13 protein-coding genes and 3 pseudogenes are annotated in these 14495 nt (G+C 68.3%); 10 read left to right on the top strand and 6 right to left on the bottom strand.

Going from position 1 to position 14495, the window contains the following annotated elements; all coding sequences use genetic code 11:
- The first annotated feature begins 31 nt into the window (after positions 1–31).
- A complete protein-coding gene (locus ACZ6ZI_RS37140; protein WP_469528798.1) occupies positions 32–820 on the top strand; it encodes a thymidylate synthase family protein in 789 nt (262 codons plus the stop codon).
- A 9-nt stretch (positions 821–829) separates the two neighbouring features.
- Here ACZ6ZI_RS37140 and ACZ6ZI_RS37135 read toward each other — a convergent pair whose 3' ends face one another.
- Positions 830–1852 (bottom strand): nucleotide kinase domain-containing protein, encoded by a 1023-nt coding sequence (locus ACZ6ZI_RS37135; protein ID WP_469528795.1) that lies wholly within the window; start codon positions 1850–1852, stop codon positions 830–832.
- Positions 1853–1900: 48 nt separating this feature from the next.
- On the opposite strand from ACZ6ZI_RS37135, the gene ACZ6ZI_RS37130 reads away from it, so the two are divergent.
- Entirely contained in the window at positions 1901–2191 is a 291-nt protein-coding gene (locus ACZ6ZI_RS37130) for a hypothetical protein (protein WP_469528793.1), read from the top strand.
- A 751-nt stretch (positions 2192–2942) separates the two neighbouring features.
- Positions 2943–4133 carry an ATP-binding protein gene (locus ACZ6ZI_RS37125; protein ID WP_469528791.1) on the top strand — a complete coding sequence of 397 codons (1191 nt, stop codon included), beginning with the start codon at positions 2943–2945 and terminating at the stop codon, positions 4131–4133.
- 451 nt (positions 4134–4584) lie between these two features.
- Here ACZ6ZI_RS37125 and ACZ6ZI_RS37120 read toward each other — a convergent pair.
- From ACZ6ZI_RS37120 to ACZ6ZI_RS37105, 4 genes and pseudogenes are all read right to left on the bottom strand, one after another.
- Positions 4585–5025 (bottom strand): annotated as a pseudogene (locus ACZ6ZI_RS37120) (HD domain-containing protein); the annotation flags it as partial.
- Positions 5026–5083: 58 nt separating this feature from the next.
- The gene (locus ACZ6ZI_RS37115) at positions 5084–5317 is read right to left on the bottom strand and encodes a hypothetical protein (RefSeq protein WP_469528789.1); all 234 of its coding nucleotides are present in this window, start codon (positions 5315–5317) and stop codon (positions 5084–5086) included.
- A 300-nt stretch (positions 5318–5617) separates the two neighbouring features.
- The gene (locus ACZ6ZI_RS37110; RefSeq protein ID WP_469528787.1) at positions 5618–5866 is read right to left on the bottom strand and encodes a hypothetical protein; all 249 of its coding nucleotides are present in this window, start codon (positions 5864–5866) and stop codon (positions 5618–5620) included.
- Positions 5867–5948: 82 nt separating this feature from the next.
- Positions 5949–6806 carry a hypothetical protein gene (locus tag ACZ6ZI_RS37105; protein WP_469528785.1) on the bottom strand — a complete coding sequence of 286 codons (858 nt, stop codon included), beginning with the start codon at positions 6804–6806 and terminating at the stop codon, positions 5949–5951.
- Between ACZ6ZI_RS37105 and ACZ6ZI_RS37100 the strand changes: the two genes are divergently transcribed.
- The 4 genes and pseudogenes from ACZ6ZI_RS37100 to ACZ6ZI_RS37085 form a co-directional block, all read left to right on the top strand.
- Positions 6789–7202, top strand: coding sequence for a DUF6461 domain-containing protein (locus ACZ6ZI_RS37100; protein WP_469528783.1), 414 nt, complete (start codon positions 6789–6791; stop codon positions 7200–7202). The genes ACZ6ZI_RS37105 and ACZ6ZI_RS37100 overlap by 18 nt on opposite strands.
- Entirely contained in the window at positions 7163–8515 is a 1353-nt protein-coding gene (locus ACZ6ZI_RS37095) for an ISL3 family transposase (RefSeq protein WP_469528781.1), read from the top strand. Before ACZ6ZI_RS37100 ends, ACZ6ZI_RS37095 begins: the two co-directional genes overlap by 40 nt.
- A gap of 116 nt (positions 8516–8631) precedes the next feature.
- Positions 8632–9045 (top strand): DUF6193 family natural product biosynthesis protein, encoded by a 414-nt coding sequence (locus ACZ6ZI_RS37090; protein WP_469528820.1) that lies wholly within the window; start codon positions 8632–8634, stop codon positions 9043–9045.
- 99 nt (positions 9046–9144) lie between these two features.
- Positions 9145–9472, top strand: a pseudogene (locus ACZ6ZI_RS37085) (transposase); the annotation flags it as partial.
- On the opposite strand, the gene ACZ6ZI_RS37080 reads toward ACZ6ZI_RS37085, so the two are convergent.
- Complete coding sequence (locus tag ACZ6ZI_RS37080; protein ID WP_469528780.1) at positions 9469–9708, bottom strand: hypothetical protein; 240 nt, start codon at positions 9706–9708, stop codon at positions 9469–9471. The pseudogene ACZ6ZI_RS37085 and the gene ACZ6ZI_RS37080 sit on opposite strands and share 4 nt — an antisense overlap.
- A 279-nt stretch (positions 9709–9987) precedes the next feature.
- Here ACZ6ZI_RS37080 and ACZ6ZI_RS37075 point away from each other — a divergent pair, with 279 nt between their 5' ends.
- From ACZ6ZI_RS37075 to ACZ6ZI_RS37065, 3 genes and pseudogenes are all read left to right on the top strand, one after another.
- On the top strand, positions 9988–11490 hold the full coding sequence (locus ACZ6ZI_RS37075) for an esterase/lipase family protein (protein WP_469528778.1): 1503 nt from the start codon (positions 9988–9990) through the stop codon (positions 11488–11490).
- Between the two features lie 14 nt (positions 11491–11504).
- Positions 11505–13910, top strand: a complete 2406-nt coding sequence (locus ACZ6ZI_RS37070) for an AAA family ATPase (protein ID WP_469528776.1) — start codon at positions 11505–11507, stop codon at positions 13908–13910.
- A gap of 116 nt (positions 13911–14026) precedes the next feature.
- Positions 14027–14260, top strand: a pseudogene (locus ACZ6ZI_RS37065) (hypothetical protein); the annotation flags it as partial.
- Positions 14261–14495: the final 235 nt, after the last annotated feature.

Raw genomic sequence — 14495 nt, 5'->3', positions numbered from 1 at the left:
TTGTTGACCCGTCGACACACCAGGAGGATCCGTGATCAGCTTCGATGTAACCGGCCGTGACGTCACCCGCGCCTGGATCGCCGCCTGCAATGCCCTGGACCGCAAGGACAACCCGTCGCGCACCGGCCTGCACACAGTCGTACGCATCACCGACCCCACCGCCGACGACACCGATTTCCGCGCAGAACTGGACCGGCTGCGCGCCGCCAAACGGCACGAGCCGATCGACACCGTTGCCGGCACCATCTTCCCCGCCGGCCTCGCCGCCCGGGCTTCAGACCACAACGACCTCGTCGCCCGATACCGCGCCATGTACTCGCGACTGCGGAAGTTCCCGGGCAATGCGCACGGCACCTACTTCGGCCGTCTGGTCGCCTACCCCGGCGCGAAGAACACCGACATCGACCAGGTCGGCAACATCATCAGCCGCCTGCGCAAGCAGGTCGCGGGCAAGGGACCGATGACCGCCGCCTACGAGGCCGACCTCGCACACCCCACCGACGGCGACGTGCCGGCCGAACTGCTCGTCCACGCCGCCGACCGCGACAATCTCTACCGTGGCTTTCCCTGCCTGAGCCACGTCTCCTTCCAGCTGGACCGTGACGGCCGAGTACATGCCGCAGCGTTGTACCGCAGCCACTACATGTTCGAACGGGCATACGGCAACTACCTGGGCCTGGGCAGACTCCTGACCTACATCGCGAACCAGGCCGACCTCGCCCCCGGCACCCTGACCGTGGTCGCCGGGCACGCCCACCTGGACGGGCCGATCACCGCCCTACGACCGCTGCTGAGCGACACCCCGATCCTGGCCGCATAGAAGCCGCGGTCAGCAGGATGCGTCGAGACCCCACTTGGGCGGGAACCAAGCCGGCATCGGCGCCCCTGAGGAACGGTAGGTCTGCTTGATACGGCTGCGGCCGCTGATGCCGGCGATGTCCGGGTGGGCGACACGCGCGTACTTGTCGACTTCGCAGAACAGGTTCTGGCAGTCGATCAGCTGCAACGCGCGTCCCCGCAACCCGGAGAAGGGCAGCCCCAGCCGGGCGAAGTGCTCGTCCTGGGTGTCGGCCATGTACCGGATCACCTCCGCCTCGATGCCGTCGGCCGCCGGACCGAAACACTTGCGGATCCCGTCCCGTGCACCAGGGCCGGGCACAACAAAGTCCATCTCCGAGAACGACATCTCAGCCGCATAGTTGAGGTCGATCACGAACTGGTACGCCAAGAACGGGCCGATGGCCGGATAGCCCAGCAGGACCTCGTAAGCCTCCCGCAGCGTGGGCGCGGTCAGGACCCTCTCCGGAGCTCTCGACGTCATCATCATTTCCAGCAGCCGCAGATGGTTGCGGTGCTTGCGCTCCTCACCCAGCTGCGGGGGAGGCACGATGTATGCAGCCGAATACAACCGCTCGCCGCGGCCGAACGCAGCTGACAGCACCCGGTCGTAGACCCGGTAGTCGTACGTCTCCCAGCGCAACGCCCCCACCTCGCGAGAAAGCAGCCGCCAGGTGGACTCCTTGTTGAAGATCTTGAACAGCAGCGTGCGGAAGAACACCTCCTCCCACTCCTGCGAACCCTGGTAGATCACCTCGCCGATCAGGGCCTGACTGACCCGGTCAGCAGCGCGGTAGCAGTTGGTGAACCGGTGCCTGGCAAGGATCGGATCACTGGTCCAGGGCTGAGCCCGCCGGGCCAAGCGAGCCTCGTACACAGCCTGCCGGGCGGAGGCGAAACGCCAGTAAGTGTCGAAGACCGGCGTCGGCCGCAGTTCCCGGCCCCCCACCCGCACCGTCCCCATCCCGAAGTCGGATCGCGCGGGAGCCTTACGGTCTTGCAGCAGCGTCACCATGCACGCAATATATATTCGTTATATACCAGCTGTCACCGAGGAGGAGCCATGGAGCTGCTGCGCCATCAGCAGCGCCGCACAACCTCGGTGCTCTGGCCCGAGGACATCGACCGCAGGCTGACCATCCTGGTCCGCGCGGCCGCCGCAGCCGGCGAACGTACTTCCCGCGCCGAACTCCTGGCCGCGCTGGTCGCAGCCATCGACACCGAGCCCGAGCAGGTGGCCGCTCTGCTCCACCACTACCGCCGCCTGCCGGCCGACGCACTCTCCGGCGACGAAGACCGCGATGACCTGCCCGCCGTACGCACCCCCGGCCCACGCCGCATCACCTCGCTATAACGCCCCGCGGCCTCGCAGGTCACGCCACAGCGGCCCGATACCAGCCAACGACTCTCGCCGCCCCCGCCAAGCGCACCACGGCCCGCGCGAGCCACGCCCTACCCAGGCACAGGGAGCCCGTCCACGCTCCGCTGCATACGAACGGCCACTCAACCTGAACCCTGCGCAGCACAAATGACACGGCCTGATCAGCAACCAGCTAACTGACAAAGCCGCAGGCCAGGCCCCTGCTCCAACACACGCGCACCATCACTGCAGCTACTGGCACACTGCAATCCCCTACCCGCCACCACACCCCAAACTGATCAGCACAGGCCAGACCACCAGCCACTGATCAGAAAGACCGCCCCTGGACAGGCGCGCTGCGGGAGCTCGGCGTCGACTGGGCGAGGTAGCGGTTGTGGCAGGGCTCGCGGGTCTGCCTTCTCAACGTGGTCTCTCCAGCTAGGCGAGTTACACGCTGCCGGGAAAGTCGCGAGGAAAGGGCGCCCCGCTCCAGCCTGGAACGCCCCGTGCACGCCTGTGGCGGGGTCTTCGTGATCCTCTGATCCCGGTGGCGGCACTCCAGAACGATGCTGTCGGCAAAGTTGTGGACGCAGCCACCTGTGAACTCGGTACAAGCACCCTGACCTGCACGTATTCCTCCAGAAATCTAGGATCGACGTGCACGGGCGGCAGTGCGAAAGCGGTGCTGCCCGCGCTTTGGTGACCTGCGCTCACCATGCTCAGGACGTCCCAGGGAGGGTGCACCATGACCGAATCCGGCAACCTTAGCCAGCCAGCGAACATAAACGAGTACGACGCCAGTCAGATCCAGGTATTCGAAGGCCTCGAGGCGGTACGCAGGCGGCCCGGCATGTACATCGGCTCGACCGGCGAACGCGGCCTGCACCAAATGGTCTACGAGGTCGTCACATACGCCGTCGACGAGCACCTCGCCGGCCACGCCGACGCCATCGACGTCACGATCACCGCAGACGGCGTCATTCGCGTCGCGGACAACGGGCGCGGCCTGCCCGTCGAGGCGCAGGACCCCACCGGCAAGTCCGCCGTCGAACGCCAGCTGACGGAGCTGTCCTTCGGTCCCAAGCCCCGCACCGGCTACTGGGTGTCCGGCGGCATCAACGGCGTGGGCCTGTGCGTGGTCAACGCGCTGTCGAGCCGTCTCACGGTCGAGGTCCACCAGGACGGCCACCGTTGGACCCAGGAGTACGAGAAGGGCATCCCGATCAGTGCCTTGACGAGGCACGAAGAGAGCAGCGGACGCGGCACCGCGATTGTGTTCCTGCCGGACGCCAACATCTTCGAGACCACCTTGTGGTCGTTCGCCACGCTGTCGCAGCGCCTCCAGGAACTGGCCTTTCTCAACGGAGGCCTGGCCATATCACTGACCGACGAGCGTCCGGAGCGACCTGTCCACTACCACCACGAAGCAGGTCTTCGGGCCTACGTCGCCAGCCTCAACCCCTACCCCCCGAGCCTCGTCCACTCCCCCGCCATCGCCTTCGAGTCGGAGAACGAGGAGCAGACGATCTCCGTGCAGGTCGCCATGCAGTGGAACACCTGGTCCCCAGGAGAGTTCCGCTCCTTCGCGAACAGCACCCGCACCCGGGAGGGCGGCGTCCACGAAGAAGGCTTCCGGTCCGCCCTGGCCCAGACCGTCAACGCGTACGCACGCCGCCTGGGCCAGCTGTCAGCAGACGACGCCGACATCACAGCCGAAGCCGTACACGAGGGCCTGACCGCGGTCGTGTCCGTAAAGCTCGCCCATCCCGTCTTCGAAGGATCCACCAGAACCAGACTCAGCAATCCCGAAGCCGACACCTACGTCCAAGAGGTCATCCACCAACACCTCACCGACTGGCTGGACCACCACCCGAACCAAGCCACAGCCATCATCCGCCACATCGTCAACGCCCCTAACCAACATGGGTGCCGGTGACGAAGACCTCCCTGCGCAGCACCGGTTTTGTGACGGCGCCCGACGAGTCCAAACGCCATCCTGTGTCAGTACAACAAGGCCAGGCACCGCCTTCGTGTCAGCGAGCGCAACACCCCTGAACGCTTTGCCGGCGGAAGTCGGGGACCGTTACCGCAGCGGGATGCCACCACCCGCCTCGGCCGGGTGGTGGCAGGGGTGGACCTGCTGGGGCTTTGGATGCGGTGTCGTCGAGGGGGCGGGTGGGACGGTGCGGGCCACGGGTGATGGGCTGGAGCGGCTCCTGTACACACGGCCGGTGCCTGCGACCACGGCAGATCGACTGAAGGCCCTGTTGCGGTGGGAGCGGGGTTCCACCCCGCAGGTTGCCGCACGGCACAAGGGCACATCGGCCTTCCAGACCGGCATTCCTATACCGAGGCACGTCCGGCGGATCATGGCCGGTGAATCCCCATCACTCCTCCCACCGTGATTCCCGAATCACCTCCACGAAGTCCCCAGGGGTGAAGCCGGGTGCGAAGTGCCGCAGGACGTCGGCCTTCACGTTGCCGAAGGCGGTCTCCGGCTTTCGCTCCAAGCCCTCAGTGAAGGCTTCCAGGATGCGCCGCTTGAAGCCGGGCCGCGGGTGCAGCGCAGTGATCTCGGCCCGGGCGGTCGCGTCGATGTCGTCGAAGCCGATGCCGATGCCGATGCCGATGCCGAGGACGTCCTACTCCACTCCCGCCGTCACCAGAGCCACCTCCGGCTCCATGAACTCCGGTATTCCGGGGGTGGTGTACAGGGCGATCGCCGTCCATACCCGGCGGACCCCGTCCTGGGGCACCCCGTGGCGCTTCAGGAACCGCCGGGCCTCCTCCGCCCCGTCGACCTCGAAACGCCGCCCGCTCGTCCGGTAGGATCCGGCTCACACGGGTCTTGATCGAGAACTCCTCGACGATCCGCCGGCGCGCCGGCTACCCGGTGGACAACCCCTGCACGATCAGGACCAGCACCTTCACCCGGCCACCGCGCTCGCAGTCGGCTATCCACTCGGGCGCCTGCGTCCGGGCGGCCGATGAGGTCCGCTTCCCCGGGCCGTGGGCCCGGGGCGACGCCAGGCGGCAGGCCGCCGTCGTCCTGGCCCACGCCGTCACCGCGCCGTGCAGCAGCCGGCGCATCCTGCGCGCCCCGGCCACCGACACCCGCACGCGATCCGGACTGGATCGTCCACCGCACCCACCACGACAGATGCTCCTGGTGAAAGGTCCTGGCTATGCCGCAGATGTCGAAGGCCCAGCCGCATGCGGCCTTCTATGAAGACCGCCACCCGCACACAGCGCGTGGGGGGGAATGAGCCGGCCCCTTCCCTCGAATCAGGGGCGGAAGACGTCGGCGTGTGTGGCGGCCCATTGGGAGAAGGTCCGCGGCGGACGGCCGACAACTTCCTCGACCGTTGACGTCACCCTGGCCACCATTTCGGGCACGGTCGCCGGCCGGTGAACCGCGATTCAGAAGGAGTCCCATTCTTCGCTGGGCAGCGAATGCCACAGGTCGAGCCAGTCATGCACCAGGACGAGCGGTCGGGTCAGGACGACGTCGCCAGCCCGCTGGGACCGGAGCGCCAGACCGAGGTCGGCGAAGACCGGATCGCCGGCGACGCTGTACGCCAGGCTGCCGGGCCGTGTCGTGCGGTGGACGAGCCAGTCCTCCACGAGGGAAGGCGCGCAGCCGGTCAGCGGGGCTGTGTCCAGTCTCACCTGGGGTCCGGTGAGGGCGTCCACGGCGACACACCCCAGGCGATCGTCCTGGAAGAGGGCCCTGATCCCGCTCTCGGCGAAGTCAGCGTAGTTGAGCTGCTGGTCTTCGCCGTGATGGGAGTAGGACGAGACGGCCGGTCGTTCGCCGAGAGCCCTGGTGATCTCCTCCAATCCCGAAGTGCAAGGGGCCGACACCTATATACGGCGTGAACGTCCACTCGGCGCGCTCCTCCTCCCGGGCGATCCGCCACGGGCCGCTGTACCCCGACTTGCTCCCTGGAGCGGCCACGGGCCGCTCGGGTGCCGGCCCATGCGGGGCCGCCGGTGTGGGTGCGGTCCGGTCCTCACGCCGACGGCCGAGCCATTCCGGAGCAGCGGTGTCCTCGGGTTGCTCTTCCAACCAGCGGATCGCCTGCTCCTGGCCCTCCCCGAACGGGTCGTCCACCAGATCGCGTGCCCGGTCGAGGGCCACGCGGCGCTCCTGCTCCGCGGCGACGAGACCGGTGACGTCCTCGCCCCAGGCCGCCAGGCGCTCCCGGGCGATCCACCGGTAGTACGAATCCCCGCTCACGGCAAGGACCTCGCGAACAGCGCCCGCGTACCGGGGTACGGACGAGGCGAGGGCAGGGTCGGCCAAGAGCAGGGCGGTGGCTGCGAGCGCAGCCTCCCTCACCAATGGATCGTCGTCCTCGCAGAAATCCGCGACGCGGTCGTGGAGCATTGGCCGTGCCGCACGGGCGGCGGCCAGATCCTGCGCAGCGCCAACACCGCCCTCGACGTCCAAACGGGCGATGTCGGCGAACGAAGCCAACCAGTTCAGCAGTTCGGCGCGCAGCGACCGCCGGCCCGCCCTGCGCTGCCACCGACCTTCAGCAAGGGTGCGCGGATCGTCGATGACCTGGCGACGGCCGACAATGATGTCGTGCGCGTCGGTGCGCACGACGGGTGGTCTTTCGCCGTTGAATACGGGCCGAGAGACTGCACGCGTCGACTGGCCGAAATTTCCCGGAGCGGAGTGGAAGTGGTGCACCTCCACCCTTCCGTGGACCATCCGCCGGCGATGTTCTCCTATGCGAGAGACGGCGTGGACGTCTGCAGCTTTGGAATCGGGGAGGAGTGCTGGAGGTGGGGCGACCAGCCGGACCTCCTGCTGCCTGAGCTGGTTGCGGCCGGCGTGCTGCACTCCGACGGCCAGTACGCACGACCGGACGACGAGTCCTACCGGGACCGGGACCGGGACCGTCACACACTGGCGCTCATAGAGACCCGGTTCGATCTTTCCCTTCCCCGTGATGTGTGGGAGAACGAGCGCTTGCTGGCCCTCGTCATCGGCTAGCTGACAGCCACCTTCCACAGGCGTGGCTCCGTCAGGTGGCAGTTGAGCTTGGTGGGCGGCCCAGTGAACGGCTGTGCCGCCGCATGCATCTCGCCGCCGGACGAACGCGACTGCTGGAGCTGCTGGTTTCTCCGACCGTGCCGGAGCGAGCCCCGCGGGTGCTCGGTGTCGACGAGTTCGCTTTCCGCAGGGGCCGTACCTACGGAACCATCCTCGTCGACGTGGAGGCCGGCCACGTCGTGGATGTGCTGCCCGACCGTACCTCCGAGACCTTCGCCGCCTGGCTGCGCGAGCATCCCGGCACCGAGATCATTTGCCGGGACCGGGCCTCGGCCTACACCCGCGCGATCAAGGAAGCGGCGCCCGACGCCGTGGGAGTCGCCGACCGCTGGCACCTGCTCCAGAATCTCGCCGGTGCCGTGGAGAAGACCTGCCACCAGCACCGCGCCTGCCTGCCTGCCTGCCTGCCTGCCTGCCTGCGCAAACGCGTCGACGAGGTGACCAGCCGCATTCCGGAGGCACCGCCGCTGATGCAGCTACCTCTCCACGAACTACCGCGAACGCCGATCATCGACCGGACCCGGCACCGCCACGCTGACGTCCAGAAGCTCGTCGCGGCGGGCTGGACCAGCAGTGCCATCGCCCGCCGTCTCCACCTCGACCGCAAGACCGTCCGACGCTTCCGCGACACCGATCTCGACCAGCTCCTGGCCTCGGCAAACGAACGCCAGCCGGCCGGAGTCCTGGATCCGTTCAAGCCGTACTTGAATACCCGCTTCACCGAGAGCCTCGGCCAGGTCAGCGGCAGCCGCCTCTTCCTGGAGATCTGCGAGCGTGGCTACCGCGGCAGCCGCCAGGTCGTCCGTAGACACCTCACCGCCCTCCGGGCCGGCCACGCCGAACCCATCCGCGCGGACATTCCCAGCCCTCGCAAGATCACCAGCTGGATCATACGACCGCAAGACACCCTCCCGCCCGATCTCGCACGCCGTCTCCTCGACGTTCGAATCGCCTGCCCCGACATCGCCCGAGCCTGCGACCTTGCCCACACCTTCGCGGAGCTCCTCCGCCACCGGCGCGGATTCCTACTGACCGAGTGGATCCGCCAGACCGAGCAGGACGCCCCAAAGCCGATCAGTGGTTTCGCCGGATTCCTCCGACAGGACCTTGCCGCCGTCACTGCCGGCCTCACCCTCCACTGGAGCTCAGGCATCGTCGAAGGCCACGTCAACAGAGTCAAGACACTCAAGAGAGCAATGCACGGGCGGGCATCCTTCCGGCTCCCCCAGATACGCATCCTCACCCAGCCGTGATCTTTGCCATCAGAGCACCGGCTACAGGCTCCAGCAGGGAGACTACGGCAGTGGACGTGAACAACAAGACCTCTGATCAGCAGCCGTCCCTGCCGCCAAGACCAGTCCTGCCAGACATGGCCGCAGCCCGCAGGCGCGGGCCAGCCGACGCCGTCGAGGCTCATTGGCAGTCCCTACGACTCGTATGGCAATGGAGCCATGCAGCACACCAGATCCGAGCTCCTGGGCGCCCATTTCCGAGCATCACTTGCCTGCTGGAGGCTGCCGCCGCTCAACCAAGGCTCCGGCGGCTGTATCCGTTCACCAGCCACTTCACCCTGCTCTTCAGTAGCTCCACCAGCTACCCCTGGACTGTGCAGGCTGGATCGATCGAACCCCTGCACAACGGACGGTTCAGGGTTCGCCGACGGAATCCCTTCGCCGTGATCGGTGAAGTCGACACTGCCGAGGACGCTGTCGCTCTGGTGGTTGAACTGCTACCCACCGGCTCTGACCCCGTCATCACTGCCGCTGAGGTCGATCGCGTGTGACAACGGCGCATGGCCACGCCTCCCGACAGCGGCACTCTGCGGCCTCTACTCAAGATCATTCACGGAACCCCGGCCAGAGCCGTTTCCAGGAATTCTCATCACCAGCAGCTCGACGGACCCATCGTCCTCATATGGGACAACCTGAACGTCCACAAAGGACCGCCGCATGCGAGCCTTCATCGACGAGCAGCACTGGCTCACGGCCTACCACCTGCCGCCCTATGCACCTGACCTCAACCCCGTCGAAGGCATCTGGTCAGTCCTCCGCCGAACCACCCAGGCCAACACCGCCTTCACCGACCCCGACCACCTCATACGCCGGCCACGGCACGGCCTCCGCCAGATCCAATACCGCAGCGAAATCATCGACGGATGCCTCACCGGGACCGGCCTCACACTGACGACACCACGCCTACAACCTCATTAACGGGCGCCGGCGCCGTCGTGATGCGCCCGCACAATCGTTGAATCAACTGAGATGTCTCGGCCCATGCCTCTGGACGTGTCCTGTTCTGCTTGGACCCGATGTAGGAGCCTCTGCCGGGTGCCGTCGGCGGACCAGCGCCGATGCCTCTCGTGCGCCGTCTTCCACGGCCGTACCGGTCGGGGAGATCCCGCCAGGGGAACACCGGTGCGGATCCGCTGCAAGATCCCCGTCAGCACGTGCCGGTGGTCACGTCAGCGCCCGCACCGCCCGCTGCTCACGGCAGCAGCGGCGCCAAACGGTCCCGCTCAGATCACCTCTTGCTGCCACAGCACTGCCAACGGCCGCCAGCGTGCCGCCGGTGCTTCGAGACCCCGTACCGGAGCGACGATCGGCGGCCGCCTGCGCCGTTCCTGGTAGTTGGCGTCCGTCGTCTCGCGCTTCTTGCGCGAAGCCCTCACTTGGGTGTGTGGGCTCGTCTATCTTCAACTGGTATGGGGACCAGAGGAACTGACGGTGTGGGGGGAGCGGCGCTGTTCGCGCAGGTGCCGCCGGTGTTCGAGGACCGGAGTCGGGACGCGTGTGTGGTGGTGCCCGGGATCATGGGCAGCGTCCTTGAGGACGCCGCAGGCCGTCCGCTGTGGGGCGTGGACCCGGCGATGCTCACCAACCCGCCAGTCGGCCAAGGCCTGCTCGGAGCCCTTTACGCGGACGAGCGGGAGCGGGAGGCCGACGCCGACACCGCGCGGCGGGCGCCGCTGACCCGGATCCGCGCCACCGCGCTGCTGGCCAGGCCGTGGTGGCTGCCTGTTTTTGAAGGTCTCGACCCTTACCGCGACCTGGACAAGGCACTGGCGGGCGTCGTTCTGGATCCGGATGCGGTGGCGCCGTTCCCCTACGACTGGCGCTTGGCCGTCGCCTACAACGGTGCCCTGCTGGCTCGCGCGGCCCGCGCGCACCTGGCCCGTTGGCGCGAGCGGGTCGCGGCGACACCCGGCTGGGCGGCGGGTGGGGCGCGGCCGCGGCTGGTGTTCGTGGCGCACTCGATGGGCGGGCTGGTGGTGCGGGCCGCGCTGGAGCAGGACCCGGAACTGGCGGCCGACACCCGCACGGTCATCACGGTGGGAACGCCGTTCCTCGGGTCGGCGAAGTCGGTTCTGGCCCTGAACCTCCTGCACACCGGGGCGAAATCGAAGCGGCTGGTGCGGCGGGTGCAGGCGATGGCCGCGACACTGCCGGGTGTGCACGACCTGCTGCCCGGTTACCGCTGCCTGGATCGCGGCCTGGACGTGGAGCGCCTGACCGCGGCGGACGTGGCCGGCTTCGGCGGCGACGTGGATCTGGCAGCCCGTTCTCTGGCTGAGCATGCCCGCCAGCGCCGGGAAGGGTTCGTCCTGCCCGGGCACCGGGCGATCGTCGGGGAGGCCCAGCCCACCATCCAGACCCTCGACGAGCAACTGCACGGGGGCCTCGCCGTCGCCGCCGGGTGTCGCCATGCCTTCGACGTCGATGCGGACGGTGAACTCGTCCGCGACCTGGCCACCGGCATCCCCGCCCGCCGCGACGCCTCGGGCGACGGTACCGTGCACCTGCCCTCCGCCCGGGCAGGGACCGAGGCCGTCACCTACGTCTACGGCCAGCACGGCACCCTCATGCGCCACGACGAGGTCCTGCGGCAGATCCGCCGCATCATCCTGGAACGCCCCCAGGGTGTGCATCTGGGGGGCGACAGAACCGGCCCCGGCCTGGAAACCCCCGAGCTCGGCGGAACCCTCGGCCAACCGCTCACCCTCGCCGCCACCGGCCTGGACACCCCGGCCGGCGTCACCCTGAGCGTGCACTCCGCCACCACCGGCCGCCCCGGCCACCCCCTGACCCTGCGCCGCGACCCCGACCGCACGGACGGCGCCCTTACGGCCCGGTTCACCGCGGAGGCCCCGGACCTGTACCGGGTGGTCCTGGACACCGGCCGCCACACCCCCCTCACCCAACTCGTCCTCGTCACCTCTCCCGACGCCTGAGAGCCACCGCCCCCTTGACCACACCCCACCCCGACACCCCGCCGCACCCAGGCCCCGACGACACCAGCCACCACGGGTCCGGACCGCTCGGCGACGGCGGTTTCGAACTGTTCCCGGTCAACTTCACCACTTACCGGCACCACGAGGACCTGGACACCGAGCGGTACGTGCGGGAGATCGCCGAGCTGCTTGCCCCTTACGGCGCGCGCACCACCGCGTGGAAGGTGCGGGCCGACGAGCGGGACAGCCAGGCCGTCGACGAGCGCCTGGCCGCCTGGATGGGCGCGACGGCCCCGCTCGGCGGGAACACGGTGTTCTATTGGGTCGGCCATGGCAATGCTGGCCTCCTCGCCCACCACCGCACCCTGGCAGGGATTCCCAGGGGAACCAACCCGCAGGACATTGCCCTCGCGATCGGCACCCGCCAGCTCCACCGCGACAGTGAGGACAGCTGGGCGATCATCGTCCTGGACGCCTGCTTCTCCCAGGAATTCGCCCGTGCCGTCCACCTTCAACTCTTCACCGAGTATCGTGGCGCCCGCCGCTACCTGCTGCTGTCCACCGCGGCCCAGGGCTACGCCGAACTCGGCAACCTCACTCACGCCCTGAATCGGGCCCTGCACATCACCTTCCCCACCCAGCAGACCATCGGCCTCGGGGCTCTCGGCCGCCAACTCAACCGCGACCTGGGCGGCTTCGTCGACGACCTCACCCTCGACGACGACCGCGACCAACTAGTCAACCAGACCACCAACGCCGCAGCCGCGGCCTCCGGACCGCTCGACCAGATCGCCGAACTCCAAGCCGTCATCGACCAGCTCCCCACCGACGAGCAACGCCACTTCCTGCCCAAGGCCTCCGGCGCCGAACTCGGCGAACTCGCCTGGTACTTCCACGGCCGCACCCTGCAACGCGACCAGATCCTGCGCTGGCTGGCCACCACCAGGAACGGCGCCCTGATCGTCACCGGCCCCGCCGGCGCCGGCAAATCCGCCCTCCTCGGCCACGTCCTGCTCCACACCAACAGCCGCCTGCGCGACATCCTGATCCGCCACGGCCACCTCACACCGCTGCCGCCCGGCACCCCCTGCCCCGAGAACCCGATCGACCTCACCGTCCACCTCGCCGGCCACACCCCCGCCCGCACCCTTCACCTGATCGCCCAAGCCGCCGGCCTGCCCGACCTCGCGCAACAGGCCGCCGAAGGCCAGCCACCCGCCGACGTCACCACCCGCATCCTCGCCGCACTACGCGAACGCGATCAGCCGCTGACCCTGCTGTTCGACGCCCTCGACGAAGCCGACCAACCCCTCGTCATCGCCGACCAGATCCTGCGCCCCCTCGCTGCCCTTCCCCAGGTTCGCATCGTCGTCGGCACCCGCCGCTCCACCCACGAAGGCCCCGACCAGCCCACCCCCGACGACAGCGACCTCCTCGACGCCCTCCACCCCCGATCCGCCGAAACGAGCAGCGGACAGGCGGCCGGCCCACGGTATGTCGAGGTAACCCAGGACCCGGAGGCCCTCTCCGGATACCTGCACGCCAAACTCCACGCCGCCAAACACCACGGCACCCTGAACGCCGACGACACGGCCATCGCCGACGCCGTGTACCGCCTGGTCACCGACCACCAGCAGGCCGGCGCCGAACCCCAGCACTTCCTCTACGCCCGCCTCGCCGCCCACGAATTCCTCGCCGACCCCACCCTCCTGGCCGACCCCGCCCCCCTGGTCGGCCGCACCCACCGCCAGCTCTTCACCCACGCCCTCCAACGCCTGCACCGCACAAACCCCAGCTACACCCCCCTCCTCAAGGCTCTCGGCCTCGCCCAAGGCCGCGGCCTGCCCGACCAGGACGGCATCTGGGCCACCACTGCTGACGCCCTCACACCGGACGGGGCAGGCGGCACCCACGCCGGCATCACCTCTCTGGTCCGCGACGCGGCCCCCTACCTCGCCCTCGACCACGAACGCGGCCAGAGCGTCTACCGACTCGCCCACCGCACCTTCACCGAACACTTCACCACCGACCCCGACGCCCCCACCGCCCACGCCCGCATCACCCACACCCTCACCGAACACGCCCACCACACACTCGTAACCCGGTCCTCGGAGAGCGGCGCTGCGCCGCGCCCCGAGGACGTCAGCCCCTACATCCGCCACTATCTCGTCCCCCACGCACGCCTCGGCCATCCCGCCGGAGCCACGAGCGCGTTTGTCGACCGTCCCTACGTACTCAACGCCCTCGATCCCATCAGCATCAGGAGCAACGCCTACCATTTCGACATGAAAGGCCCGCCGTCCGCCATCTTCGGAACCCTCCGGCTGCAGTACCTCGCCTACGCCTACGAGAAGCCGGTCTATGACTTTACGAAGTACAGCGAGTGGCGGCGGTGGCGGTGGCGCCGGAGAACGCGGTAACGGCCTTCACCGCCACCGACGGCACCATTCGCCTTGCTTCGGCTGGCAACGACGGGACGGTGCGGACCTGGAACCCCGCCACCGGTACCCAGTAAGGCGAGCCCCTCACCGGCCACAACGGTTGGGTTAATGCGGTCACGGCCTTCACCACCGACAGCACGATTCGCCTCGCTTCGGGCGGCGACGACGGGACGGTGCGCATCTGGAACCTGGTCAACAGAACAGCACACAAGCTGCCGCTGACGTGCCGGGTCAGCGCACTGACTGAACACGGCGGCCTGCTCGCCGCCGGAAGCGACTCGGGCCACCTCACGATCGACATCTCGTCCGCACTCACCGACACAGCATGATCGCCAGCACAGACCCCAAGGTACTTGCCCTTGTGCTTCACAAACGCCTGTACGGGAGCGAGGGCACCGACCACATCCGGGACGCACTTGGCTCGAGGATTGCCCCGTCATCGTGTGGCGGATCATCTCCGTGAGTGCAAACGACGCCGACGGCCGCTCTAAGGAGGCCATGCAGAGCCAGTTCCAGGCAGCCTGGGATGGCGGCTGCACGGCTGGAGCCCTTCGGTAGCAAGCT

Source organism: Streptomyces sp. NPDC103540 (assembly GCF_055584445.1).
Note: the sequence above shows the minus strand (reverse complement) of the source record. Positions and strands in the feature narration are given on the sequence as shown.

Excerpts from the sequence above, each read along its gene's own strand:
- ACZ6ZI_RS37130 (WP_469528793.1), top strand. The coding sequence starts at position 1,901 with ATGGAGCTGCTGCGCCATCAGCAGCGCCGCACAACCTCGGTGCTCTGG.
- ACZ6ZI_RS37125 (WP_469528791.1), top strand. The coding sequence starts at position 2,943 with ATGACCGAATCCGGCAACCTTAGCCAGCCAGCGAACATAAACGAGTAC.
- ACZ6ZI_RS37135 (WP_469528795.1), bottom strand. The coding sequence starts at position 1,852 with ATGGTGACGCTGCTGCAAGACCGTAAGGCTCCCGCGCGATCCGACTTC.
- ACZ6ZI_RS37090 (WP_469528820.1), top strand. The coding sequence starts at position 8,632 with ATGGCCGCAGCCCGCAGGCGCGGGCCAGCCGACGCCGTCGAGGCTCAT.